Origin of the sequence: Alkalidesulfovibrio alkalitolerans DSM 16529 (genome assembly GCF_000422245.1) — a bacterium.
GTDB classification, from domain to species: domain Bacteria; phylum Desulfobacterota; class Desulfovibrionia; order Desulfovibrionales; family Desulfovibrionaceae; genus Alkalidesulfovibrio; species Alkalidesulfovibrio alkalitolerans.
In genome coordinates, this window is sequence record NZ_ATHI01000027.1 from 97,221 (window position 1) to 123,095 (window position 25,875).

20 protein-coding genes are annotated in these 25,875 nt (G+C 65.5%); 15 read left to right on the forward strand and 5 right to left on the reverse strand.

The window, feature by feature from the left end:
- Positions 1 to 125: 125 nt before the first annotated feature.
- The 3 genes from ercA to DSAT_RS10065 are packed head-to-tail and all read left to right on the forward strand — an operon-like array spanning position 126 to position 3,971.
- Positions 126 to 1,298 (forward strand): alcohol dehydrogenase-like regulatory protein ErcA, encoded by a 1,173-nt coding sequence (ercA, locus tag DSAT_RS10055; protein WP_020887404.1) that lies wholly within the window; start codon positions 126 to 128, stop codon positions 1,296 to 1,298.
- Positions 1,282 to 2,676 (forward strand): PAS domain-containing sensor histidine kinase, encoded by a 1,395-nt coding sequence (locus DSAT_RS10060; protein ID WP_020887405.1) that lies wholly within the window; start codon positions 1,282 to 1,284, stop codon positions 2,674 to 2,676. The genes ercA and DSAT_RS10060 overlap by 17 nt, the downstream gene beginning before the upstream one ends.
- Positions 2,673 to 3,971, forward strand: a complete 1,299-nt coding sequence (locus DSAT_RS10065; protein WP_020887406.1) for an O-acetylhomoserine aminocarboxypropyltransferase/cysteine synthase family protein — start codon at positions 2,673 to 2,675, stop codon at positions 3,969 to 3,971. The genes DSAT_RS10060 and DSAT_RS10065 overlap by 4 nt, the downstream gene beginning before the upstream one ends.
- A 150-nt stretch (positions 3,972 to 4,121) precedes the next feature.
- Here the strand turns inward: DSAT_RS10065 and DSAT_RS10070 are convergent, their stop codons facing one another.
- Complete coding sequence (locus DSAT_RS10070; protein ID WP_020887407.1) at positions 4,122 to 5,900, reverse strand: HAMP domain-containing sensor histidine kinase; 1,779 nt, start codon at positions 5,898 to 5,900, stop codon at positions 4,122 to 4,124.
- Positions 5,901 to 6,059: 159 nt separating this feature from the next.
- Here DSAT_RS10070 and DSAT_RS10075 point away from each other — a divergent pair, with 159 nt between their 5' ends.
- The 6 genes from DSAT_RS10075 to DSAT_RS10100 all read left to right on the forward strand — a co-directional run bounded on the left by DSAT_RS10075 (position 6,060) and on the right by DSAT_RS10100 (position 12,867).
- Positions 6,060 to 7,295 carry an inorganic phosphate transporter gene (locus DSAT_RS10075; protein ID WP_020887408.1) on the forward strand — a complete coding sequence of 412 codons (1,236 nt, stop codon included), beginning with the start codon at positions 6,060 to 6,062 and terminating at the stop codon, positions 7,293 to 7,295.
- A 28-nt stretch (positions 7,296 to 7,323) separates the two neighbouring features.
- Entirely contained in the window at positions 7,324 to 8,001 is a 678-nt protein-coding gene (locus tag DSAT_RS10080; protein WP_020887409.1) for a DUF47 domain-containing protein, read from the forward strand.
- A 429-nt stretch (positions 8,002 to 8,430) separates the two neighbouring features.
- Positions 8,431 to 10,176: a YeiH family protein gene (locus tag DSAT_RS10085; RefSeq protein ID WP_020887410.1), complete on the forward strand. Its 1,746-nt coding sequence runs from the start codon at positions 8,431 to 8,433 to the stop codon at positions 10,174 to 10,176.
- A 10-nt stretch (positions 10,177 to 10,186) separates the two neighbouring features.
- Positions 10,187 to 10,459 (forward strand): hypothetical protein, encoded by a 273-nt coding sequence (locus tag DSAT_RS10090; RefSeq protein ID WP_020887411.1) that lies wholly within the window; start codon positions 10,187 to 10,189, stop codon positions 10,457 to 10,459.
- Positions 10,460 to 10,838: 379 nt separating this feature from the next.
- On the forward strand, positions 10,839 to 12,584 hold the full coding sequence (locus tag DSAT_RS10095; RefSeq protein WP_020887412.1) for a YeiH family protein: 1,746 nt from the start codon (positions 10,839 to 10,841) through the stop codon (positions 12,582 to 12,584).
- 10 nt (positions 12,585 to 12,594) lie between these two features.
- Positions 12,595 to 12,867 carry a hypothetical protein gene (locus DSAT_RS10100; protein ID WP_020887413.1) on the forward strand — a complete coding sequence of 91 codons (273 nt, stop codon included), beginning with the start codon at positions 12,595 to 12,597 and terminating at the stop codon, positions 12,865 to 12,867.
- 341 nt (positions 12,868 to 13,208) lie between these two features.
- Here DSAT_RS10100 and DSAT_RS10105 read toward each other — a convergent pair whose 3' ends face one another.
- Both DSAT_RS10105 and DSAT_RS10110 read right to left on the reverse strand, forming a co-directional pair.
- Positions 13,209 to 13,805, reverse strand: a complete 597-nt coding sequence (locus tag DSAT_RS10105; RefSeq protein WP_020887414.1) for an NF038143 family protein — start codon at positions 13,803 to 13,805, stop codon at positions 13,209 to 13,211.
- A gap of 175 nt (positions 13,806 to 13,980) precedes the next feature.
- A complete protein-coding gene (locus DSAT_RS10110) occupies positions 13,981 to 14,334 on the reverse strand; it encodes a hypothetical protein (RefSeq protein WP_020887415.1) in 354 nt (117 codons plus the stop codon).
- 288 nt (positions 14,335 to 14,622) lie between these two features.
- Here DSAT_RS10110 and DSAT_RS10115 point away from each other — a divergent pair, with 288 nt between their 5' ends.
- Both DSAT_RS10115 and DSAT_RS10120 read left to right on the forward strand, forming a co-directional pair.
- Positions 14,623 to 17,067, forward strand: coding sequence for a c-type heme family protein (locus DSAT_RS10115; RefSeq protein ID WP_020887416.1), 2,445 nt, complete (start codon positions 14,623 to 14,625; stop codon positions 17,065 to 17,067).
- The gene (locus tag DSAT_RS10120; protein WP_020887417.1) at positions 17,061 to 18,494 is read left to right on the forward strand and encodes a sigma-54-dependent transcriptional regulator; all 1,434 of its coding nucleotides are present in this window, start codon (positions 17,061 to 17,063) and stop codon (positions 18,492 to 18,494) included. Before DSAT_RS10115 ends, DSAT_RS10120 begins: the two co-directional genes overlap by 7 nt.
- On the opposite strand, the gene DSAT_RS10125 is transcribed toward DSAT_RS10120, so the two are convergent.
- Positions 18,469 to 18,984: a putative molybdenum carrier protein gene (locus tag DSAT_RS10125; RefSeq protein WP_020887418.1), complete on the reverse strand. Its 516-nt coding sequence runs from the start codon at positions 18,982 to 18,984 to the stop codon at positions 18,469 to 18,471. The two genes, DSAT_RS10120 and DSAT_RS10125, sit on opposite strands and share 26 nt — an antisense overlap.
- A 228-nt stretch (positions 18,985 to 19,212) precedes the next feature.
- On the opposite strand from DSAT_RS10125, the gene DSAT_RS10130 reads away from it, so the two are divergent.
- On the forward strand, positions 19,213 to 19,779 hold the full coding sequence (locus DSAT_RS10130) for a hypothetical protein (protein WP_020887419.1): 567 nt from the start codon (positions 19,213 to 19,215) through the stop codon (positions 19,777 to 19,779).
- Positions 19,780 to 19,810: 31 nt separating this feature from the next.
- On the forward strand, positions 19,811 to 21,145 hold the full coding sequence (locus DSAT_RS10135; protein WP_020887420.1) for an alkaline phosphatase family protein: 1,335 nt from the start codon (positions 19,811 to 19,813) through the stop codon (positions 21,143 to 21,145).
- Between the two features lie 24 nt (positions 21,146 to 21,169).
- Here DSAT_RS10135 and DSAT_RS14935 read toward each other — a convergent pair whose 3' ends face one another.
- Positions 21,170 to 22,594 (reverse strand): sensor histidine kinase, encoded by a 1,425-nt coding sequence (locus tag DSAT_RS14935; RefSeq protein ID WP_020887421.1) that lies wholly within the window; start codon positions 22,592 to 22,594, stop codon positions 21,170 to 21,172.
- 165 nt (positions 22,595 to 22,759) lie between these two features.
- Here DSAT_RS14935 and DSAT_RS10145 point away from each other — a divergent pair, with 165 nt between their 5' ends.
- Complete coding sequence (locus DSAT_RS10145) at positions 22,760 to 24,913, forward strand: ATP-dependent helicase (RefSeq protein ID WP_020887422.1); 2,154 nt, start codon at positions 22,760 to 22,762, stop codon at positions 24,911 to 24,913.
- Complete coding sequence (gene thiL, locus DSAT_RS10150; protein ID WP_020887423.1) at positions 24,910 to 25,875, forward strand: thiamine-phosphate kinase; 966 nt, start codon at positions 24,910 to 24,912, stop codon at positions 25,873 to 25,875. Before DSAT_RS10145 ends, thiL begins: the two co-directional genes overlap by 4 nt.

Below are 25,875 nucleotides of genomic sequence, written 5' to 3' on the forward strand. Positions count from 1 at the left end.
GGCCAAGGCCGAAAGGCCGGGGGAGGCTGGGCAGTCTGGCAAAATTATTGATTTTGTCGCTGTGTGGAGCCATTATGTGAAAATACGGTCCGCGCGCGTCCCGAAAAAAGCCAAGGAGGTACGCCATGTCACGAGACGAAGGGTTTCTCGAACTGCGCAAGTTCCTGGCCCCGGAATACGTTTTCGGTTCCGGCGCGGCCTGGCTCGCCGGGCGTTACGCCTCCAACCTGGGCGCGCGCCGGGTGATGCTGGTCAGCGACCCCGGCGTGGACGAGGCGGGCTGGACCACGCGCGTGGAGGAGACCCTGGCCGAATCGGGAATCGCGCCCGTGACGTTTCTCGGCGTGACGCCCAACCCCCGCGAAAGCGAGGTCATGCGCGGCGCGGCCATCTACGCGGACGAGGGCTGCGACGCCATCGTGGTGGTCGGCGGCGGAAGCCCCATGGACTGCGCCAAGGGCATCGGCATCGTGGCCGCCACGGGCAGGCACATCCTGGAATTCGAGGGCGTGGACAAGGTGGACCGGCCCTGCCCGCCCCTGATCTGCATCCCCACCACGGCCGGAACTTCGGCCGACGTCTCGCAGTTCGCCATCATCAACGACACGGCCCGGCAGGTGAAGATAGCCATCGTTAGCAAATCCACGGTGCCTGACGTCTCCCTGGTGGATCCGGTGCTGACGACCACCATGCCCCGCGACCTGAGCGTGGACACCGGCCTGGACGCCCTGACGCACGCCATCGAGGCCTACGTCTCCAACGCGGCCTCGCCCATGACCGATCTGCATGCCATCGAGGCCGTGCGCCTGATCGCGAAATATCTGCCAAAGGTGACGGACGACCTCACGAACATCCCCCTGCGCGGCAAGATGATGCTCGGCAGCCTTTTCGCCGGTCTGGCCTTTTCCAACGCCATCCTGGGCGCGGTGCACGCCATGGCCCATTCCCTGGGCGGCTTTCTGGACCTGCCGCACGGCCGCTGCAACGCCATTTTGCTCGATCATGTCATGGCCTACAATTTCGAGGCCGCGCCGGATCGCTATACGGCCATCGGCCGGGCCATGGGGGCCGAAATCCCCGAGGGCGCGCTTCAGGACGAGGCCAGGGAACACATGGTCGCGGCCATACGCGCGCTCAAGAGCAAGGTGGGGGCGACGGAGACGCTCGGGTCGCTTGGCGTGCGCGCCGAGGATCTGCCCGCCCTGGCGGCCAAGGCCGCGGCCGACCCCTGCCTGCTCACCAACCCCCGCGCCATGGGCGAAAAGGAACTGGCGGAGATATATGCCAAGGCTCTCTGACGAGGACGAAAGGGCCACTGCCCGGGCCAGGCTCATGGGCCTGGGCGAGACTTCGGGCCGCAAGAGCTACTATCCCGAGTTGCAAAGCAGGCTGGCCGAATTGGAGCGCTTCCGCGCCCTGCTCGACCAGAGCAGCGACACCATCCTGCTCGTGGACGGCAAGACCGGCCATGTGGTGGACGTCTCGGGTGCGGCGGACACGCTGGGCGCGCGGCGCGAGAGGCTCGTGGGCCGACTCGTGGATTCACTGCTGACGCCGAAAGGCGCCTCGCGGCTGCGTCGGGCCCTGGTCAAGGGCCGGGGGTTGGTCCCTCTGGACACTGAGGCTTCGCGCCTGGTCATCGATGGCCGCCCTGCGCCGCCGCTCGAAGCCAATGTGCGCGTGGTCAATTTCGGCGACCGCAAGTATGCCATCGTGGCCTGCCGCGACGTGACCGCCCAGGTGGAAGCGCGGCGCGAGGTGGAGAAAGCCAAGGCGGAGCTTGAACGCCGCGTACAGGAACGCACGATGGAACTGACCGCGGCCAACGCTCTCTTGCAGGAGGCCGTGCGCGAACACAAGGACGCCGAGCAGCGCTTCCGCGCGGCCAGGGATCTGGCCGAGGAGGCCAGCCGCGCCAAGACCGAATTCCTGTCCGTGGTCTCGCACGAGTTGCGCACTCCGCTCACGGCCGTGCGCGGCTTCGCCCAGATCATCGTCAAGCAGCTCGGGCGAAACGTCGCGCCCCTGGCCCAGGAAAACCAGGCGGCCGCGCGTTCCCTTGGGCAGATACTGGAGAACCTGGACATCATCATCCTGGAGAGCCATCGTCTTTCCGGGCTCATCGACGATCTGCTCGACTTCTCCAGGCTGGAGAGCGGCCGCGTGGATTTCGTCTGCGAAGCCGTGGACCTCGGGAACGTCCTGACCAGAGCGGTTCAGGCTACGGAGTCGCTCTTCCACGAGGCGGACGTGCCCCTCGACATCTTCGTGCCTTCCGACCTGCCGCGGGTGGCGGGCGATGCGGACCGGCTCATGCAGGTCGTGGTCAACCTGCTCTCCAACGCCGTGAAGTTCACGGGCAAGGGGGGCAAGGTGAGCTGCGAGGCCTGGGCAGGCAGCGAACATGTGCTCATCAGCGTGAGCGATACGGGCGAGGGAATCCCCGAGGAATTTTTGGAACGGATATTCGACAAGTTCGTGCAGGCGGGCGACCCGCTCACCGGGCGTCCCAAGGGAACCGGCCTCGGCCTGGCCATCAGCCGCCAGATCGTGGAGCGGCACGGCGGGCACATCTGGGCCGAAAGTCGGGCTGGACAAGGGAGCACGTTTTATTTCAATATACCCACCATATCAGACCAAAGTAGTCTGAAATGCGACCACGGGAGAGAATCATGAAAAACGCTCAAGCCCCGGAAACCCTGGCCCTGCACGCCGGGCACACGCCCGATTGCGCCACTCGTTCGCGCGCCGTGCCCATCTACCAGACGACGTCCTACACATTCGACTCGGCGGCCCACGCGGCGGACCTGTTCGCCCTGAAGACGCCGGGATACATCTATACGCGGATCATGAACCCGACCACCGAGGTCTTGGAGAACCGGCTATCAGCCATGCACGGCGCGGCAGGAGCCTGCTGCGCCTCCTCGGGCATGGCCGCGATCTTCAACGCCGTGTGCACCATCGCCGCCTCGGGCCAGAATTTCGTCACCGGCTCGAACCTCTACGGCGGCACGCACACTCTCTTCGCCAACACGCTCAGGCGTTTCGGCATCGAGGCCCGTTTCGTGGACTCCTCGGACCCGGCGAATTTCGCCAAGGCCATCGACGACAAGACACGCTTCCTCTACACCGAATCCATCGGCAACCCGAGTTGCAACGTGGACGACCTCGCGGCCATCGCGGCCGTGGCCCACGACCACGGGCTGCCCTTCATGGTGGACAACACCGTGAGCCCGCCGCCGCTCTTCAATCCCTTCGAGCACGGCGCGGACATCGCGGTCTATTCGTTGACCAAGATGATCGGCGGCCACGGCACGGCGATCGGCGGCGTGGTCGTCGATTCGGGCCGCTTCGACTGGACCTCGGGCCGCTACCCGGAGTTGAGCGAACCCGATCCCGCCTACCACGGGCTGGTCTTCACCACGACCTTCTGCGATCTGCCCGACGGCTCAACGGGCTGCCCGGCCTTCATCCTCAAGCTGCGCACCAGCATGCTGCGCGACGTGGGCGCGTGCATCGCGCCCATGAACAGCTTCCTGGTGTTGCAAGGGGTGGAGACCCTGCCCATGCGTGCCCGCACGCACACGGCAAACGCCCAGAAGGTCGCTGAATTTCTGGAGAAGCACCCGGCCGTGTCCTGGGTGCGCTACGCGGGGCTGCCCTCGCATCCGGATTTCGAGCGCGCCGGGCGGTATTTTCCGCTCGGTCCGGGCGCGGTCTTCGGCTTCGGGCTTTCGGGCGGCCGCGAGGCGGGCGTGCGCTTCATCGAGTCGGTCAAGCTCTGTTCGCACCTGGCCAACATCCTGGACGCCAAGACCCTGGTCATTCATCCGGCCAGCACCACGCACTCGCAACTCAACGAGGCCGAACTGGCCAAGGCGGGCGTGTCAGCGGACATGATCCGCATCTCCGTGGGGCTTGAGAGCGTGGACGACATCCTGGCTGATCTCGATCAGGCGCTGAAAGCCTGATTCGGGGGACTTTGGACCGCTGAAAAGACGTCATCTGCCGCGTTACCGCGAAAGCGCCGGATCCTCGAGTATTTGAAATACGCGAGGATCTGGATTCTTCGCGGCAACGCCGCCATCGCGGAATTTTCACGCCGCGCACGCCCAGTTTGGCTAGGCGCGCGGCAAGTCGAAGACGAAGGCCGTGCCCTTGCCGTCGGACAGGGGGCTCTCCGCGCGGATGGTTCCGCCAAGCGCCGCCAGGATGTTGCGGCAGATGGCCAGCCCCAGACCCGCGCCGCCATCCTTTTTCCCCGGCCCGTCGCCCACGCGGTAGAATCGTTCAAAAACCCTGTCCCTGGCATGGGCGGGGATGCCCGGCCCCTGGTCCTCGACACGGAAGACCACACGGTCCTCGGAGCCGCGCGCCGAGATGCGGACCTCGCCGTCCCTGGGACTGTACTTGACCGCGTTGTCCAGGACGTTTCGCAGCACGTCGGCCAGCCCTGCCGCGTCGGCCAGCGGCCGGGGCAGGTCGGCGGGCACGTCGGCCAGCAGCCGCACGCCCTTCTTCTCGGCCTCGGGCCTGAGCATGGCCAACGCCTCGTCGATCAGGGTCCGCGCATCCACGGGCACAGCGCGCGCGCCGGGCTGGCTGTTTTCCCAGCGCGCCAGGGCCAGCAGGCTCTCCACCATGCGGCTCATGTGGTCCGCGTTCTTCTGGATGATGGACAGAAAACGTCCGCGCTCGGCCTCCCGCTCGGGCGGGAGGTCCGCAAGGGTCTCGGCGTAGCCCCTGATCGAGGTCAGGGGAGTACGCAACTCGTGGCTGACGTTGGCCACGAAGTCGCGGCGCATCTGCTCCAGGCGGCGCAGGCGGCTTTGGTCCTGGACCACGACCACGGCTCGGCGCTCGCCCCGTGCGTCGACGTAGGCCTCGATGCGCGCCTCCAGTTCGCGGCTGTTCACGTTCATGAGAAGACGCGCAGGCCTGCCGCCAGGCTCGCGGGCCAGGATATTGGTCACGGCACGGCCGAGTTCGGCCTGCAGCGTGACCTCGATCACGGCCTTGCCCTGGGCCTCCCGCGCCTCGGGAAACATCTGCAGGAAGGCCGGATTCACGGAAACCACCCGGCCCTTGGCGTCCACGGTCATCACGCCCTCGGAGAGGCCGTTGAAGAGCGCCTGCAACTGCGCGCCCTGCTCCTCCACAACCCCGACATGGCGCTCGATGTCGGCTGCCATGGCGTTGACCGCCTCGACCAGGGGCGCGAACTCGCGGCCCGAGTAGACGCGCACACGACGATCATAGGCCCCGCGCCCGATGGCCGTGACCATGTCCGAAAGCTCACGGATGGAGACCATGAGACCGCGCGTGGCCAGCAGCGCGAGCAGGGCCGAAATCACGAGCCCGCCAAAAAGGATGAGCAACAGGCGCTGTTTGAGCGCGGCCACGCGGTCCGAGAGTTCGGCCACGGGCAGGGCCACGCGCAGGGTGCCGCCCTCGGCCACGCCAGGCACGGCGCAGGCGCGGGCCACGTAGATCAGGTCGCGGGCTACTGTGGCGCTGCGGCGGGTGTCCTCGCCGGTTTCGCCGCGCGTCGCGGCCAGTATTTCGGGCCGGGAGCCGTGATGCTCCAGGGACGGCAAATCGGAAAAGACCACTTCGCTGTCCGCGACCACGCGACCCTGCGCGACATAGGTCAGGCGGACGCCCAGTCGGCCGCCCAGGCCCGTCAGCCATTCGTCGAACCGGTCCTCGGAAGAAAAGGACGGCTGTGTCTCCACAAGCCAGCAGGAGGCGTCGAGCAGGAGCAGGGCGCGCTCGCGCGCGTTCTTGTGCAAGTCGGACTGGATGGCTCCGCCCATGGACAGATACAGCGGTGCCAGACCGGCCAGAAGGAGGCCCCAGAACCAGAGCAGGAGGCGAAGACGCAAGGACATCGTGGGCATGGTTCGCACCTGGAACGGTTAAAGTAACGATGAGTACAAGTCATTTGTTACGATCAGGTTACGATTTTGACAGTCGCGTGAAAAGTCTCTAGAGAAGGCCGACCGCCGGGCTCGCCCGGCGGGAGGGCAACCCGGCAACCCTGTAACCCGGCACAATACATGGAACTTTCCACCCTTGTCCTGATTCTCGCCCTTGGCGGCGGGCTGCTCATGGCCTTCAATCTCGGGGCCAACGACGTGGCCAACTCCATGGCCTCGGCCGTGGGGTCGAAGGCCATCACGGTCAAGCAGGCCGTCTTCATCGCGGCCGCGCTCAACTTCGTGGGCGCGGTTTTTCTCGGTTCCAACGTCACGGCCACCATATCGCGCGGGATCATCAACCCGGACATGATCCACGACGAACGCGTGCTCATGCTCGGCATGCTTGCCGCCCTGATCTCGGCAGGGCTATGGATGCTCACGGCCACGCTCACGGCCTTGCCAGTCTCCTCCACCCACTCCATCGTGGGCAGCATCATGGGATTCGGCTTCGTGGCCGGAGGACCGGACGTGGTAAACTGGGTGAAGATGGTCGGCATCGTCATGTCCTGGATCATCTCGCCCTTCTTCGGCGGGCTGATCGCCTTCCTGATCTTCTCTCACATTCGCAAGTATATCCTGGGCCTGCCGCACTTCATAGCCCAGGCCCGCAAATGGGCTCCCATCTGGCTGGCCCTGACAGTGTCCCTGGTCGGGTTGTCGTTCCTCTACAAGACCCCCTTCGGCAAAAACCTGGGGTTGTCGCTGGCAAGCTCGCTCGGCCTGACCTTCACGGTCGCGCTCGGCGTGTGGGCCGTGGGGCGCTACGTGACGAGACGGCTCCTGCCCGACGTGGAGCGCGGCCCCGAGGCCGTGGAGGAATTGTTCCGCCGCATGCAGATCGGCACCTCGTGCTACGTGGCCCTGGCCCAGGGAGCCAACGACGTGGCCAACGCCATCGGCCCGGTGGCTGCCATCTGGATCATCGCGCAGGACCATTCCCTGATCTCCACGGCCGAGATGCCGCTGTGGATGCTCATCTTCGGCGGCCTGGGCATTGCGGCGGGCATCACCCTCCTCGGCCACAAGGTCATGGCCACGGTGGGCGAGAAGATCACCACGCTGACCAACACGCGCGGCTTCGCCGTGGACTTCGGCGCGGCCACGACCGTGCTCATGGCCTCGAACCTGGGCATGCCGGTCTCCACGACCCACGCGGCCGTGGGTTCGGTGGTCGGCGTCGGCTTGGCGCGCGGCTTCGCGGCCGTTGATTTTCGCGTGCTCGGCAAGATCGTGATGTACTGGGTGCTCACGGTGCCCATCGCGGCCTTCACTTGCATCGTCATTTTCCAACTGCTCCGGTGGACGCTGCTGTAGCGGCCGGAGGCATCGGGAGGATACAGCCATGCGCATGCGCATACCCTTTTTCGGACTCGTCGCGGAACGCTCGCCCATGGCGGGCCTGCTCGACCACTACGGACAGATCGAGGCGGCCATGTCGCTGATCCAGGAGTCGCTGCTGTGCTATATCGGCGGCGGCAGGGCCTGCAAGGACTTCCAGTCCCTCAAGGCCGAGGTGGACCAACTCGAGGAGGCGGCCGACAAGATCAAGCGCCGCATCCGCAACCACCTGCCGCGCGGGCTGTTCATGGCCGTGGACAAGACCTTGTTCCTGAACTACACGCGCGCTCAGGACAACATCCTGGACGAGGCGCAGGACGCTCTTGACTGGCTGAGCATGCGCACCGTGTCCGTGCCCGAGGAGTTTCGCGCCCAGACGCTGGACCTCGTGGACGAAGCCGTGAAGACCGTGGAAACGCTCAAGCCCGCGCTGGAGAGCACGGTCAGGCTCGTGCATTCGGACATCTACGACCGCAAAGCCACCAAGGAAACCTACCAGGCTGTGCGCGACCAGCACAAAAAGGTCCGCCTCGCCAAGGCCGCCTTGTCGCGCGCCGTGTACGAATCGGACCTCGAATTCAAGGCGATCTACCAGCTCCTGCATTTCTTCGACGGCATGCACTCCATGAGCCACAACGCGGAGAATTGCGCCGATATCCTCAGGGCCATGATCGCCCGCTAGCAGGCCGCCCCAAAAGCATCGCTCGCGTCGTCGCCGCAACGGCCCCGATCCCCTGCGCATTCCGCCGCGCAGAGGACCGGGGCCTTCTTTTCTTCCGCGCTGGCGGCCTTCCGCCCCCCCCCGCCTTCACGTGCCTGCCCGGGCCGCCCGCGACCTGCGGTCGCAGGGTCGAACGCCGCCCAGCCTGGTCCGGTGGCAGCGCACGCATACCCCGCCCTGGTTTTCCTTACCAACTCATTGCCAACAGAAACTTACAAGTTGTTAATAAAAGTATGCAGAAAGCCCGTAATGAATTATGTAAATAATATTTAAATTCAATCAATTAATGCGGAACAAACCCTGGCCTGAACTTTGCTTAATCGTGGTGTCGGAATGCGTCAGGCATTCGAGGCGCAACACGTGAAAAACCATGTATCAGGAGGAGGCCCAATGGCTACCGATTCGAACAAAGAGATCGTCGTCGATCGCGGGAAATGGGAATGGTCCGAAATGTGGAAGAAGGAAGACTGGTGGGCCATCTGGCTTGGATTCATCATCCTTGCCGTGGGCTGCATGATCTTCCTGCCCCGTCCCCCGGCCGACATGGACGCCAAGCTCGCCAAGGCCGAGGCCACCATGGCCTCCGAGGCGAGCCGTGCGCCCTTCCAGACCGTGGCCTGGCACCAGGCCAACGACTCCAAGTCCGGCGTCCGCGCCACCAGCGAGCCGCACGGCCGGACCCTGAAGACGTGGCTCGACACCCCCAGCAAGTGGAAATCCAACATCGTTGAAGCGCTCTACCTGAGCGAGGCCGATGCCGCCAAGCGTCGCGAGGCCGCCGAGCCCAAGCATGAGGCCGCCAAGGAAAAGACCAAGGCAACGCTGGCCGAGGCCAAGGCCGCCGAGGAAGCCGCCGCCGAGGCCAACTTCCAAAGCGCCGAACTGAACGACAAGGCCGAAGCCGCCATCGCCGCCTGGCGCAAGGCGCGCGGCGACGAATCCAAGGCCCGCACCGCGGCCAGCGTCAAGGCCTACAACAAGATCCCCTACCTTCTCGGCCTGATGGTCATCCTGGGCCTGTTCTTCGCCATTGGCACCCTGTTCATGAACATCGACACCGGCAAGTTCCTGGTCGGCTTCGGCTTCGTTTTCGCCTTGGCCGTCGTCGCTGAGGTCATCGGCAGACAATCCACCCTGTCCGAATACGGCTTCGGCTCCATCATCTGGGCCATTTTCGGCGGCATGCTCATCTCCAACACCGTGGGCACGCCCAAGTTCATGATGCCCGCCCTGCAGACCGAGTATTTCATCAAGACCGGCCTGGTGTTGCTGGGCGCCGAGATCCTCTTCAGCAAGATCGTGGCCATCGGTATCCCGGGCGTCTTCGTGGCCTGGGTTGTCACCCCCACCGTGCTCGTCCTGACCTTCATGTTCGGCCAGCGCGTGCTGAAGATGGAGTCCAAGACCCTGAACATCACCGTCTCGGCCGACATGTCCGTGTGCGGCGTCTCCGCGGCCATCGCCACGGCCGCCGCCTGCCGCGCCACCAAGGAAGAACTGACCATCGCCATCGGCCTGTCCATGCTCTTCACGGCCGTGATGATGATCGCCCTGCCCACCTTCATCGTCTCCGTGGGCATGCACCCGGTGCTCGGCGGCGCCTGGATCGGCGGCACCATCGACGCCACCGGCGCGGTCGTCGCGGCTGGCGCGTTCCTGGGCCAGACCGGCATGTTCGTGGCCGCGACCGTCAAGATGATCCAGAACATCATGATCGGCATGATCGCCTTCGGCGTGGCCGTGTACTGGTGCACCAAGGTCGATTGCGCCCCGGGCCAGCAGGTCTCCAAGATGGAGATCTGGTACCGCTTCCCCAAGTTCGTGCTCGGCTTCATCGCCGCCTCGATCATCTTCTCGCTGATGATCAACTCCATGGGCAGCGCGGGCGACGCCATGGTCGACCACGGCGTGCTGCGCGGCTTCAGCCGTCCGCTGCGCGAGTGGTTCTTCATCCTGGCCTTCGCCAGCATCGGCCTGTCCTCCAACTTCCGTGAGATGGCCCACCACTTCAAGGGCGGCAAGCCTGCCATCCTGTACGTCTGCGGCCAGACCCTGAACCTGATCCTGACCCTGGCCATGGCCTACGTGATGTTCTTCCTGGTCTTCCCGGAAATCACCGCCGGCCTGATGAACTAAGGAGCGAACGATGCGCATCGACACCGCCTCCCGAATGCCCCAAGGCGCGCGCAGCAAGGCGCGCGGCCTGGCGGGACTTGGCCTGGGCATCCTGTGCCTGTGGATACTGACCTACGTGATTCTGCCCGCCGGACAGAAGCTGCCCCTGGCCAAGCCTGTCATGGACGTGCTCATCGCGGAGCAGGTCAACTCCGCAGCCTACTGGTACACCCAGTCCGAAGAGACGGCTGTCGGCGCCATGTACGTCAAAAACACGCTGGCCAGCCTCGAAAAGCGTAACTAGTCAGACGGCCAGCCACTCACCCAGAGCGCCGTCCGGATTCGTCCGGGCGGCGCTCACTTTTTGCATACTTTTGTTTACATGCCGGCCAACACAGGTTTACATAACCTTCCACCCCCCTTCCCTGAAAAGTTACCATAATTCGGCGTGTTATAAAAATATCCAATCTGGAACGCATCTTGCCCCATGCAGCCACACGCGCGACCGCGAAGTTCGGTTCGGACCGCTACCTTGCAAGGCGCGAAACAGCGAAGTGAAATGTCGACCGGCCGCACGGCCAAAAGGTTCCCGGGCAGCGGCCCGGCGGCCCGCCGACATGGACGCTTCACCGGCACGGGATCAGGATTCGTCAACGTCTTAACAAACGTACAGGAGGGGCCTCATGGCTGCCGATTCGAAAAGCGAAATTGTCGTCGATCGTGGGAAGTGGGAATGGTCTGAGATGTGGAAAAAGGAAGACTGGTGGGCCATCTGGCTTGGATTCGTCATCCTCGCCGTGGGCTGCATGATCTTCCTGCCCCGCCCCCCGGCCGACCTCGACGCCAGACTCACCAAAGCCGAGGCCACCATGTCCTCCGAAGCGGCCCGCGCGCCCTTCCAGACCATCGCCTGGCACCAGGCCAACGACGCCAAGTCCGGCCTGCGCGGGCGTAGCGAACCTCATGGCAAAACTCTTGCCTCTTGGCTTGCCACTCCGGCCCGCTGGAAGGACAACCCGCTGACGGCCTTGTACTTGAGCGAATCGGTCGCTGCCGAACGTCGTGAAGCGGCCGCGCCCAAGTTTGCGGCCGCTCAGGAAAAGACCAAGGCGGCCTTCGCCCAAGCTCAGGCCGCCGAGGCCGCCGCGGCCGAGGCCAACTTCCAAAGCTCCACGCTGAACGAGCAGGCCGAAGCCTCCATCGCCGCCTGGCGCAAAGCGCGCGGCGACGAATCCAAGGCAAAGACGGCAGCTTCGGTCAAGGCCTACAACAAGATTCCCCAGCTGCTCGGCCTGATGGTCGTCCTGGGCCTGTTCTTCGCCATCGGCACCAAATTCATGAACATCAACACCGGCCAATTCCTGGTGGGCTTCGTCTTCGTCTTCGCCATGGCTATTGTCGCCGAAATCATCGGCGGCCAAAGCACGCTGCGCAGCTACGGTTTCGGCCCCATCATTTGGGCAATCCTCGGCGGCATGCTCATCTCCAACACCGTGGGCACGCCTAAGTTCGTGATGCCCGCCCTGCAAACCGAGTATTTCATCAAGACCGGCCTCGTGCTGCTGGGCGCCGAGATCCTCTTCAGCAAAATCGTGGCCATCGGTATCCCGGGCATCTTTGTGGCCTGGGTGGTCACCCCCACAGTGCTTGTCCTGACCTACATGTTCGGTCAGAAGGTGCTGAAGATGGAGTCCAAGACCCTGAACATGACTGTCTCGGCCGACATGTCCGTGTGCGGCGTCTCCGCGGCCATCGCCACGGCCGCCGCCTGCCGCGCCACCAAGGAAGAACTGACCATCGCCATCGGCCTGTCCATGCTCTTCACGGCCGTGATGATGATCGCCCTGCCGACCTTCATCGTCTCCGTGGGCATGCACCCGGTGCTTGGCGGCGCCTGGATCGGCGGCACCATCGACGCCACCGGCGCGGTCGTCGCGGCTGGCGCGTTCCTGGGCCAGACCGGCATGTTCGTGGCCGCGACCATCAAGATGATCCAGAACGTGATGATCGGCATGATCGCCTTCGGCGTGGCCGTGTTCTGGTGCATGAAGGTGGATTGCGCCCCGGGCCAGCAGGTCTCCAAGATGGAGATCTGGTACCGCTTCCCCAAGTTCGTGCTCGGCTTCATCGCTGCCTCGATCATCTTCTCGCTGATTATCGCCTCCATGGGCAGCGCGGGCGACGTGATGATCGACCAGGGCGTGCTGCGCGGCTTCAGCCGTCCCCTGCGCGAGTGGTTCTTCATCCTGGCCTTCGCCAGCATCGGCCTGTCCTCCAACTTCCGTGAGATGGCCCACCACTTCAAGGGCGGCAAGCCTGCCATCCTGTACGTCTGCGGCCAGAGCTTGAACCTGATCCTGACGCTGACCATGGCCTACGTGATGTTCTTCCTGGTCTTCCCGGAAATCACCGCCGGCCTGATGGAGTAAGGAGCACACGATGCATACCGGCACCATCTCCCAAGCGCCCAATGGCCCATCCAGCAAAGCGCGCGGCCTCATGGGTCTCGGCCTCGGCATCTTCGCCTTCTGGCTCCTGACCTACGTGGTTCTGCCAGCCGGGCAAAAGCTGCCCGTGGTCAAGCCGGTGATGGACGTGCTCATCGCCGAGGATGTGGACGCCGGGTCGTACTGGTACACCCAGTCCGAGGAGACGGCTGTCGGCGCCATGTACATCAAGAATACCCTGGTCGCCCTGGAACAGCGCAAGTAGCCAGACGACCCACACTCACCCAAAAGCGCCGTCCGGATTCGTCCGGGCGGCGCTTTTTCTTTACCGACCTTCCGCTTTGCAGGCCGTTCAGAAAGCCTCGGAAGCACGGCGCAACAAGAGCCCAATACCGATGCGACGCTCGCTTGCGCGAGGGCTATGTACTCTTCGCCGCAATGCAGCAGAGGAGACTCGGGGGACGGGTCAGCGCAACGAAACCGCCAGTGAAGGCGGGCGCAAAGCCAAAATCGAAGGCGAAGGGGAAAGAAGATGCGGAGGCATGGGGACGGAACAAAAGGGCTGGAGCGACGCCCGTTCAGCCGGACGCCGCTCCGAAAAAAGGTTCAGGAAAAGATCGTGTCCATTTCCTGTAGGCGCATCTCCTCGGCCCGCTTCTCGATGGCCTTGGTGGTGGCCCGCGCCTCGGGCGTCGTCTGCAGGTGGGTGAGCACCGCCTCGTTCACGGCCTCCTCGGCCTTGTGCAGGCGGTTCAGGAAGGAGCGGTAGGCTCCGGCCGTGGTGTAGGCGGCGCGCACGAGATCGGCGTGAGTCTCGCCATCCTTGTCCATGAGCTTCAGATAGTGCCGCCTGAGGATGTCCACCTCCTCGCGCTGCACGGCGCGAACGACCTCCCATATCTCCGGAGTGCCCACCTCCTTCGGGGGGTCGGCGAAGAATATCTCGGCGGGCTCGCCGGTGATCTTCTCCTCGCGCGCGGCGCCCAGCGCCAGCGTCTTGGTGAACTGGTAGCCCCTGGCGAAGTCCTGAATGTCCTTTTTGTACTTCTGAAGCTTCTGGGCGTAGAAGACGAAGAAGATGGGCATGAAAATGATCCAGATGGAGGCCTTGGGCTTGATGATGACGCTCTTGCCCAGGTCGTAGGCGAAATGCTCCGCGTTCATGCGGAGAAGTTCGAATTTCGTGTCCAGGTCGTTTTGCACGTATTGCGCTCCTTGTGCGTGAGATCGAACAAGCGAGGCGATTTCGCCGCCCGTTCGCGACAAGACTGATACCTCATGCCGCCCTGGGGGTAAACACTCCAAAGCCCTCCTCGGGAGCTGATTTTCCCCGATATTTCGCGGGCCATGGCGTGCGCCGTTCCCTTGCGGGCCGACGTCATTTCCTGTCTGTCTTGAAGAGGGCGTCGATGCGCGCCGAGACGGTCTTGAAAAACGCCCACTGGCGGGGCAGGCAGCCGAGAAAATACGCCAGACATTCCCCGGCCGTCGTCCCGATCCCGATCACGTCGAGGGCGACCCTGAAGGACAGGATGAGCACGCTCCCGTGCAGAAGCCCCCAGGCGAGATGGTCGTGCATCCTGCTCCAGAACGGCAGGCCCATGAGCGCTCCTTTGGCGAGCAGGATGCAAGCGGCGATGATGCCGAGCACGCGCAGCCAGAACCGACCGAAGAGGTCCACCGATACCGCGCCGAGTGCCGCGGCAATGGCCAGAAACAAAAGCGCTTCCATGCGCCAGTCCTCGCTGCAAAGGATGGAGGATGGTACTCTGCATCATGACATACCCAAGGCGGGTATTTTAGGCAAGCCGTGGGGTCGTTTCTCTTGCCAACGCGGGACGCGGGCCTATTATCCGGAACAGAAACCATGCTGTGCCTAGGTGCACCGGGCTATCAATACGGCCCCAAAAAGACGGACTTGAGCGGCGAAATCGCGGGAGCGTAAAGTTTTTTACTTTGCCCTCCCAGTGAGATATGCCAGCAGGGGGCCGGACGAACGCGGCCCGGCGACACGGAAACGATGCGAATACCCCGTCCATATACTCTTCAAAGCCAGTTCCTGGCCGGTCTCACGGTGGCCGCCATCGTCATCGGCGCGCTCTTCGCCGCTGGCTTCTATTTCCAGATGCAGAGCGTCTTGGAAAAAGAGGTGCGCGAAAAGGCCGAACTCATCTTCTTCCAGGTGGAGTCGGTGCAAAACTACGTGCGCAAGACCCTTCGTCCGCGCATGTATCAGGAGATGCCCGACAAGTTCGTCATCGAGGCCATGTCCTCGTCCTTCATCTCGCGCTCCATCATGGAAGGCACGCCCGAGTCCGCAGGGCACCTGCTCTATCGCCGCGTGGCCGTGGACGCCCGAAACCCGGATTTCGAGGCCAGGGAGAAGGAACGCGAGCTCATGCAGTTCTTCACCGAGCATCCGAGCATCCAGGTCTGGCAGGGACGCCTTATGATCGGCGGCACGGACCACTTCGTCATGGCCCGGCCGGTGCGCTTCGAATCGAGTTGCATGTATTGCCACGGCGACCCCGAGACCGCGCCGCCCGAACTCATCGCCAAATACGGATTTCGCGGCTTCGGCCGCGAAGAGGGCAGCGTGGGTGGCCTGGACTTCGTGGGGCTGCCCATCTCGGCCCAGACCGGAATGGTGCAGCAAAAGGTCATGACCTACCTGATCATCTTCTCGCTCACCGCGATCCTCTTCTTCCTGGCCACCCACCTGATCTTCAAGCGCGTGGTGGTCAACAACGTGCGCGTGCTGACCCGCATGCTGCGCGGTCAGGTGCGCGACGACAAGGGGCACGAACTTCTGCGCGACGTGCAGTCACGCGACGAGTTGGGCGAAATGATCGACGGCGTGGAGATGCTTGGCCAGCACATCTCGGAATCACGGCACAAGCTCGAAGAGTACGCCGCGACCCTTGAAGACAAGGTGCGCGCGCGCACCGCCGAGCTGGCCCGCGAGACAGGCGAACGCAAGGCGGACGTGGACCTTTTCGTCAAGCTGTTGCGCAGCCTGCACCGCAGCCAGACCCGGCAGCAGCTCTGGCGACGGGCCCTGCCGCTCATCGCGGGACGCTTCGGCCTGGCCCGCTCGGCCTACGTTTGCACCTACTCCTCACAAAACTTCCACGTCTGGCCCCAGGGCGCACCACGGCCCGAAATGCCCGACAACTGGATCAATCTGCTCACCGAATCGCGCCTGCTGGTCACCGGAAGCGAGGCCGTGATCCCCGTGGAATCCACCGAAGGCAACACCGAGGGCCTGCTCTTCCTGACCCGGGCGCCCGGCGAAGTCTTCCGCGACGACGAGCACGAACTCTTGCGCGCCCTGGGCCGCCTCCTGGGCATCGCCGCCGAATACCTGGGAGCGCTGGACAACATCGTGCGCCACTCCGAGAAACTGCAGTCCATCTTCGAGGGCATCTCCGACCCGCTGCTGCTCATGGACGACCAGGGCTCGGCCATCGTCACCAACGAGGCGGCCAGAAAGCTGACCCGCGAGCTCTCCGAGGGGCTGCGCGACGACGGCAACGTCATCCCGCTGCTGTGCGCCAACCAGGGCGGCGACGGCTCGTGCGACATCCGGCTGACCGCCGCCAAGGGCGTCTTCGAGGCGCGCGAGGTGCGTCTTTCAGGCGGCCGGGTCTTCGTGCTCGGCCTGCACCCCGTGGCGGGCGGCGGCGGCAATCGCGTGGTCGTGCACGTGCGCGAGGTCACGGCCGAACGGCAGATGCTCGACCAAGTCACGCAGTCCGAGAAGATGGCCACCGTGGGCAAACTGGCCGCTGGTCTGGCCCATGAGATCAACAACCCCCTGGGCGTCATCCTCTGCTACTCCGAACTGCTCAAGAAGAGCGCCGATGACGGCCAGAAGGAGGACCTGGAGGTCATCAGCCGCCACACGCGCCAAGCCCGCGAGGTCCTGAAAAACCTCCTCAACTTCGCCCGGCCCAAGATCGCCACGGACAAGAATACCGACATCGGCGCGACCATGGACGCCGTGGCCCGGGTCTTTTCCGTGCAGGCCGAAAAGCGCGGCGCGAGCATCATGGCCAGCGCCGCCGACGACGTGCCTACGGTGCGCATCGACCCCCAGATGGTGGAGCACGTGGTCACCAACCTCATGCTCAACGCCCTGGACGCCTTGCCGCCCCAATATGGCCTGATCACCGCTCGCACGGATTACGACCCGGACGGCGACGACGTGGTGCTGACCGTGGAGGACAACGGCACGGGCATCCCCGAAGACCACCTGCCGCACATCTTCGAACCCTTCTTCACCACCAAGGAGGCGGGCAAGGGCACCGGTCTCGGCCTCACGGTGATCTACGGCTTTTTGCAGGACATGGGAGGCCGCGTCGAGGTCGCCAACCGCCCCGAGGGCGGAGCGCGCTTCGTGGTGCGCTTCCCCGTGACGCCCACTCCCCGCGCCGAACGAAACGAGGACCACGCGACATGCTGAACACGGCCGCACTTTCCGAATCCTCCCAGGCCACTGGCCGCATCCTGGTCGTGGACGACGAGCCGGATTTCGCCCGCGGGCTGACGCGACTCATCGCCTCGGAGTTCCCCGATACCGAATGCGTGACCGCACACCGGGGCGAGGACGCCCTGGCCATCCTGGCCGGTCGCGGCGCGGACCTCATAATCACCGACCTGCGCATGCCCGGCATGGACGGTCTGGCCCTGCTCGGTCATGCCCTGGAGATCGACCCAGGCCTGAGCGCCGTGGTCCTCACGGCGCACGGAGCCATCGAGACCGCCGTGGAGGCGGTCAAACTCGGGGCCTACGACTTTTTGACCAAACCCGTGGAGCCAGGCGATCTCTTCGGCGTGGTCCGACGCGGCCTGGAACGCAGCCGCCTGGCGCGCGAGAACGCCCGGCTGCGTGAACTGCTCTCGGGCGGCGCGCCAGTGCTCATCGGCGAGAGCCCGGCCATGCTGCGCCTGCGCTCGGCCGTGGCGGCCATCGCCCAGAGCGACTACCCCGTGCTGGTGCGCGGCGAGTCCGGCTCGGGCAAGGAACTCGTGGCCCGGCTGATCCACGCCCACTCGTCGCGGGCAGGCAAGCCCTTCCTGGCCGTGAACTGCCCGGCCATCCCCGAAACGCTTCTGGAGAGCGAACTCTTCGGCCACGAGAAGGGGGCCTTCACCGGCGCGGACAAGCACCGCCGGGGCCTGTTCGTGGAGGCCGGGCTGGGCACCATCCACCTCGACGAAATCGGCGACATCTCCCAGTCCGTGCAGACCAAGCTCTTGCGCGTCTTGCAGGAGCACGAAGTCAGGCCCGTCGGCTCGAACAAAACCTCGCGCGTGGAGGCCAGGGTTGTGGCTTCCACCAACCAGGACCTGGAGGCCAAGATCGCCACCCGCGATTTCCGCGAGGATCTCTACTACCGCCTGAACGTGCTCTCCGTGACCGTTCCGCCGCTGCGCGAGCGGCTCGACGACGTGCCGCTGCTGGCCCAGTACTTCCTGAAGACCGCCTGCGCGGAGATGCGCGTGCCCGAAAAGACGGCCTCGCCCGAGGTGCTGGCCTGGCTCGTGCGCCGCGAGTGGCCGGGCAACGTGCGCGAGTTGCAAAACATGATGCGCAGGCTGGCCGTGTTCTGCACGGGAGAGAGCGTGGACATGACAGCCGTGCGCCTGGCAGAGCCCGCCGGACACTCCTCCGCGCAGGGCCAGGGGGCCACGCGCGCGGGAATAGGCCCCTACAAGAACGCCAAGGCCCAGGTGGTCAACCAGTTCACGGACGCTTATCTGCGGGAGTTGCTTGCGGCCACGCAGGGCAACGTCTCCGAGGCGGCCCGTCAAAGCGGGCTTTCGCGGGTGGCCCTGCAGAAGATCATGGCCCGCCTGGAGATCACGGCCGAGCAGTTCCGCCGTTAGCAGGCCGTCCCAGAAGCACCGCATGCAGAAATGCGCGCGCCAGGGCGTGTATGCCCGGCCGCTTGGACTCGCTCGACCCGGCCACGTTGAGCGAGCGCGCCCCGATCCCGAGCAGCCAGGCCCGGACCACCTCGGGCAGGGGCGGCCGGGCGAGATCGACCACCAGATGCGGCCGGGCGAGCCTTTTTGCCAGCCGCCGCGTCAACGCGGTGCCGCGCGTCAATTCGCCCACCGTCAGGATCAGGGTGGCGTCGGCCTCGGCGATGTTGCGCTCGGTGCGCGCGCCGTAACCGCCGGAAAGCGTCTCGCGCAGATCGTAGCAGGCGGGAATCACGCCGTCCTCGGCCAGGCGGCCGCGCGGGCACCAGCCGCCGTGCGGCAGGCCAAGCGCCCTGGCCACGTCCAGCGCTGCCCTGTCCACGCCGGTCTGGCCCCCGGAGAGAATCCGCAAGCTCTGCCCCGACACGGGGCAGGACATGACGTCGTCCATGGCGCTTCCTGTTTTCGGGTGACGGAAACCACTCTATAGACGCTTACGACATATAGATCAACGTGTATAAGAGATATTCCCTGGCCTCAATTCCGTCTTGCGCGCCACCGCTTTGCCCGCCCTTGCCCAGCGAAAGCCCACGCGGCGACCCTGGCAACACGCTGCCCGGACTTGACGCATCCCCCAGGGATGGCGATAGGATTGGCATCCCGTGACGGAGAAGTACATATGGAAGCCCTCGTCGCCGCCCCAGCCCTCTTGGCCCAGAAGCACCTGCAAGCCCTGAAGGACATCCACAAATTCTCGAGCATCCGGCGCTATCACGGCATGCTGCCGGAAAAACACGCCTTACTCTACGATCAGGACGTGCTTGGATTCCTCGAAGAGAGCAACCTCATCGAGGAAGGCACTGTCATAGCCCGCTGCGGCTCCAAGATGACCGGCTTTCGCCTTACGGACAATGCGCGCCGCGATTTGAAAACGATGGGGGTCGAGTTGGACAGCTCGGAGCCCGAGCCGCAGGAATTGCCGACCGAAGACGAGGACGGCTGCCTGACCCGCGAGCAGATCGATATCCTGGCCGACCTCTACCACTTCTCGCGCATCAAGAAATTCAACGGTATCACGCCCAAGCAGGAGATCGAGGACTACGACAAGCGGGACATCAAACTGCTCTACGAACTCGGCTACATCCTCTACATCAAGCTCAAGGGCCGCGCAGTGCGTCATGCCAAAGGCTACATCCTGACAGAGCAGGCCATGCGCCTGCTCAGGCGGCTGGGCATCGCCTATTGACGTCTCCGGCCGCGAGACCCCTGGACCGCGCATGATCCCTGATCGCTCCCGTCTGGCCATTCTGGGCCTGGACGGCCTCTCCCTGGATATGACCCGCACCCTGTGCGGCCTGACGAACCTTCCCGCGCTCGCAGGCATCGTCGACGACCCTCGCGCCCATGCCGTGCGCAGCGAACTGCCCGAGCTTTCGCCCGTGAACTGGACCTCCCTGGCCACGGGGCTTGGCCCGGAGGAGCACGGCGTGTTCGGCTTCACGGGCATCGGCTCCGACGACTATGCCGTGCGCGTGGGCGACGCGGACGATATCCGCGCCCCACGCTTCTGGGAGAGACTGGGAGCGCGGGGCCTGACCTGCAAGGTCGTGAACTGGCCGAATGCCTACCCGGCCCGGCCCTTTCCCGGCATGCTCGTGGCCGGGTTCGTGGCCCCCGAGCTTTCCCGCGCCTGCCATCCGCCGGTCCTGGCCCGCATCCTGGGCGGCAAGGGCTACCGCCTGGAGGCCGACACCGCGCGCGGCAAGGACGATCCGGACCTTTTGCTGCGCGAGTTGCACGCCATGATCGCAAGCCGCCGCCTGGCCCTGGACCTTCTGTGGCCGGACCTGGCCTTCGACTGCTTCGCCCTGGTGCTTACGGAGACGGACCGGCTCTTCCATTTCCTGCTGCACGCCGTGCTCGACCAGACCCATCCCCTGCACGGGGCCTGCATGGCCTGGCTTTCGGCCTTCGATGCGTTGGTGGGGGAATTCCTGGAGCGCTTCGCCACGCTGCCTGAGCCCAGACGGCTGATGGTCGTGGCGGACCACGGCTTCGCACCGCTTATCACCGAGGTGGACGTGAACGCCTGGCTTGTACGCCACGGATTTTTGCGCCTCGCGGGCAGGCCGCGCCACGAACTGGACGCGGCCGTAATCGCGCCTGGCTCGCGCGCCCTGGCCCTGGACCCCGGCCGCGTCTTCGTCCATGTCAGGGACCGTTTCGCACGCGGGAGCGTGCCCCCGGCCGAGAGGCGGGCCGTGGCCCGTGACGTCGCCGAGGGGCTCATGGCCCTGCGCTTTAAGGGCGAGCCAGTGATGGAGCGGATATTCACGGGCGAGGAGCTTTACCCCGGAGCGATCGAAAACGGATTCGCGGCCCAGGTGCCGGATCTGGTCTGCCAAGCCAGGCCGGGTTTCTCCCTGACCGCCAAATGGGATCGCGGCGAGATATTCGGCCGTTTCGGACGCAGCGGCTGCCACGCGGCCCAGGGCGCGCTGTGGTTCGACACACGAGGCTCGCGGCCGGAGCGCATGCGCGACGCTGGCCGGGAAATCACGAGGCATTTCGAGGGGCGCGACGGCCTGACGAGCGGCCTCGTCACGGCCTGACGCCCGCCGCCCTGACGGGAAAGACTACCCAGCTTCAGGCGTTGCGCAATCGACGTTCTTGGGCAGCGGGCAGGACATGCGCACGCTCACGCCCTCTGGGCCGCTTTGCGTCTCCACAGAGCCTCCGATCTGGCGCGCCAGGGCCTGCACGATGTCCATGCCCGTGCCGTTGCCCGCGCCTTCGCCAAGGCCCCGGCCGTTGTCCGAGACCTCCAGGCGAAGCGTCTCGTGGTCGCAGGTCAACCTCACCCGAATCTCGCCGCCCTCGTCCCCAAAGGCATGCTTGAGGGAGTTGGTCACCAGTTCGTTCATGATCAGCCCAAGCGGCGTGGCCAATTCGGCCCCCACGCGCGTGTCCGGGGCTTCGAGGATGATCGAGACCCCCTTCTGCTCGCCAAGGAGCGCCAAGGGCCTCACGACCGTCGCCGCGTACTCGTCGAGGGGCGCGGTGGTCTCGCCTCCTCGACCGCGCAACGCTCCGTGCGAGGCGGCGATGGTGCTCAGGCGGCTGTCCACGACCTGAAGGGCTTTTTGCGCGGTCGGCTCGTTGGTCGAAAAGGATTGCAGCCGGACAAGGCTCGAAAGCAATTGCAGGTTGTTGGCCACCCGGTGGTGCATCTCGCGCAGCAACAACTCCTTCTCCATGAGCAGTCGCGCGAGTTCGTCCTCCATCCGCCGTCGCTCGCTGATGTCGTGAACGAAGGAGAGCAGCCAGGGCTCTCCACCCAGGGTGATGGGGCCGGAAAATATCTCCACCGCGCGCGTTTCGCCCGAGGCGAGGCGATGGTGGACCTCCAGGCGGCTTTGCTCCTTCTGCGCGGCCTCGCGCAGGCTCCTTTCGACCGAGTCGGGCGGCTCGGTGCACAGGTCCGCCACGTTCATGCGCCGCAGGATCTCGTACGGATAACCGTAGAACGCGGTCGCGGCCTCGTTGACGTCCATGATCCGCCCGTTGCCGGGGTTGACGAGCACCGCCGCCATGTGGCTCTCCTTGAAGAGCCTCGAATACAGTTCGCGGCTCTCGCGCAGGGCGGCCTCGTCGCGCTTGCGCTGGGTGATGTCCTCGAAGGACACGGCCACCATGTCCGGCGCGAAACGATACGCGGAATAGTCGTAGGCTCCCGAGACGCGTCCGTCAGCATAGCTGATGCGCTCGAAGCGCAGGGACTCGCCGCCCCTGGCCACGGTCCGGAAGCGCGCAGGCACATCGGTCGCGGCCAGGCCGGGAAAGATGCTCTCGATGCGCTCGCCCAGGCGATTGGACAGGCTCAGGCCCAGGATGCGCTCGGCAGCCGGGTTGCCGCCCGCAAGCAACAGGTCGTCGCCTGCAAGGCGGTAGCAGAGCACGCCGAAGGGCGCGGCATCAAGCAGTCTCGACGCTGCATCGTCTGGAACGCGAAGTCCCGGAGCGTCGAGCGCCGCGCGATTCCCGTCGCCTGGTCCGTCCATTCTCCTCCACCTTCCCTTTCTTTATAATCCAAATATCTATGGACCAGCCATGACATGGCGTCAAGGCGAGATAAAACCCCAGATCGGGCAAGAATATCCGGAGGCACCGAAAGATGCCGCCACGCTTGACAGGACGGCTTAGCCCATCAATGATGCCCGCCACCTATGCCCATCAACTACGACACCGACCTCAATCCGGCCCAGGCCGCCGCCGTACTCCACGAGTCCGGTCCCCTGCTGGTCATCGCGGGCGCGGGCTCGGGCAAGACCCGGACCATCGTCTACCGCCTAGCCCGCCTCGTGGAGCAGGGAACCCAGCCCGAGAACATCCTGCTTCTGACCTTCACCCGCAAGGCCTCGCAGGAGATGCTCGCCCGCGCGAGCCACCTTCTGCACCGGGGCCTGTCCCAGGCCTCGGGCGGCACGTTCCATTCCTTCGCCTATTCGCAGCTTCGGCGCTTCGCCAATTTCGCGGGCTATGGAAACGGCTTCACGATCATGGACCGCTCGGACGCCACCGGCCTGGTCAAGGAGGCCCGCGAGCGCCTGGCCCTGGGCAAGGGCGACAAGGCATTCCCAAAGCGCGACACGCTGCTCGAAATCGTCTCCAAGGCGCGCAACAAGGAGCGCGACGTGGACCAGGTGGTGGCCGCCGAATACATCCACCTCCTGCCCTATGCCGAGGATCTTTCGCGCATCGCCGGGGAATACGCGGCCCTGAAGAAGGCCCACGCCCTTTTGGACTACGACGACCTGCTCTTCGAGCTTGAGCGGCTGCTCGTGGCCGAGCCGCAAGTCCTGGCCCAGGTCACGGCCCGCTGGCGGCACGTGATGGTGGACGAATACCAGGACACGAACCTCGTTCAGGCCCGGCTGGTCAAGCTCCTGGCCGGGGAGGAGCGAAACGTCTGCGCCGTGGGCGACGACGCCCAGAGCATCTACGCCTTTCGCGGGGCCAACGTGGCCAACATCCTCGCCTTCGGCCAGACCTTTCCCGGCGCGGCCATCGTGCGCCTGGAGCAGAACTACCGCTCCACCCAGCCCATCCTGGACCTGACCAACCGCATTCTGGAGAACGCGCGCGAGAAGTACGACAAGCATCTCTTCACCGAGCGCGCCGACGGGGCGCTGCCCGAGGTCGTGCGCACCATCTCCGACGCCTCGCAGGCCCGCGCGGTGATGGAGAAGCTCTCCGAACTGCGCCGCGACCACGCCCTGCACGAGATCGCCGTGCTCTTCCGGGCGGGATTTCAGTCCTACCCGCTGGAGTTGGAACTGAACAAGCTCGGCGTCCCCTTCCAGAAGTTCGGCGGCATTCGCTTCACCGAGGCCGCGCACATCAAGGACGTGCTGGCCTTCCTGCGCCTGGCCGTGAACCCGGCCGACCTCTCGGCCTGGCGCAGGGCCCTGGAGCTTGTGCGCGGCATCGGCCCAAAAACCGCCCTGGCCGTGGCCCAGGCGGCCATCACCGGCGACGGCGCGACCCTGGCCAAACACGCCAAGAAGCGCCCCGCGCTGGCCGAGATCCTGGCGCTTATCGAGCGGCTGCGCGCCGAGCGGCCCGAACCCAGGCGCGCCCTGGACCTGGCCATCGGCTTTTACACGCCCATCCTCATGGAGCTTCACCCCGACGACCACCCCCGCCGCCAGCAGGGGCTGGACGAACTCATGGGCCTGTCCGCGCCCTACCGCGACCTGGAGTCCTTCCTGGCCGACGTCTCCCTGGAGAACCCCGGCGAGGAGGAGCAGGCCGGACGCGAGGACGCGCTCGTCCTTTCCACCATCCACTCGGCCAAGGGCCTGGAGTGGCCCGCGGTGATGATCATCGACCTCGTGGAGGACCGCTTCCCCTCGCGCCGGGCGCTGCAAAAACCCGAGGATCTCGACGAGGAGCGCCGCCTGATGTACGTGGCCTGCACCAGGGCGCGCGACCGGCTGGTCCTCTTCGTGCCCGAGAGCATCTACATCCGCCACCTGGAGCGCCACGAGCCGGTCAGGCCCTCGCCCTTCGTCCTGGAGTTGCCGCGCGAGTGCTACCAGGAAGTGCGCGAGGGCTTCGGCGGCCGCCTTTCGGCCGTGCCAGGACCGGGCGAGCGGCCCGCGCGCCTGGACGCGTCCCTGGCCCCACGCCGCGACGAGCCAGGCCAAAGCGCGACGCCCGTGAACGGCGCGGCCGCGCGGATGGGCTTTTGCACCCACAAGATATACGGCCGGGGCAAGATCATCGAGCACATCGCGCCGGACAAGTACCGCGTCAACTTCCAGAATTTCGGGCTCAAGGTCATCGTGGCCCAGTACCTGGAGATGGAGGACGCATGAGCCGCCTGCGCTCGGAAGAGGACTTCCTGGACCTCATCGCCCGGCACTTCCCGGAAAGCCATCCCCACGTGATCCTGGGCCGGGGCGACGACTGCGCGCTGCTGCGCTGCCCGGCCGAGATATGCCTGACCACGGACCTTTTCCTGGAAGACCGCCACTTCCGGCGGGCCTATTTCGAGCCCGAGGACATCGGCCGCAAGTCCCTGGCCGTGAACGTCTCGGACGTGCTGGGCATGGGCGCGCGGCCGCTTGGCTTCTCGCTGTGCCTGACCGCGCCCACGGACATCGAGGCCGAGTGGTGGGAGCGGCTCTTCGCGGGCATGGGCGAGATCGCGGCCCTGCACGGCCTGCCGCTCGTGGGCGGCGACCTCTCGGCCGGGGACGGCGTGGGGCTGGCCCTGACCGTGTGGGGCGAGCCGTGGCCCGGCGGTGAATTCAAACGGCGCGGGAAGACCAGGCCCGGCGACGCGCTTTTCGTGGTCGGCCCCGTGGGCCTGGCCCGGGCCGGGCTGCTGGCGCTGGAGGAAAAGGGCCGCGCGGCCATGGCCGACTTCCCCTCGGCCACGGCCTGGCACCTGTGCCCCACGCTTTTCCCTTCGGCTTCCGAGCTTCTCGCGCGCGAGCCCGAGGTGCGCGGCCTGATGGACGTCTCCGACGGGCTGGCCCAGGACGTGCCGCGCTTTCTCGCGCCGGGCCAGGGCGCGGCGCTCGCCATCGCCGGATGCGACCTGCACCCCGAGACCGTGGCAAAGGCCCAGGCAGCCGGACAGCCCCCCTCGCTCTTCGCGGCCCTGGGCGGCGAGGACTACGCGCTCCTCGGCGCCGCGCCAACACCGCTCGTCGCGGAGCTTTCCGCCCGGCTGCCCGGACTGTGCCGCATCGGCGCGGTCACGGACAAACCCGGCCTGACGCTCGACGGCACGCCGCTTGGCGGCGGATTCGACCATTTCCGGGAGGACTGA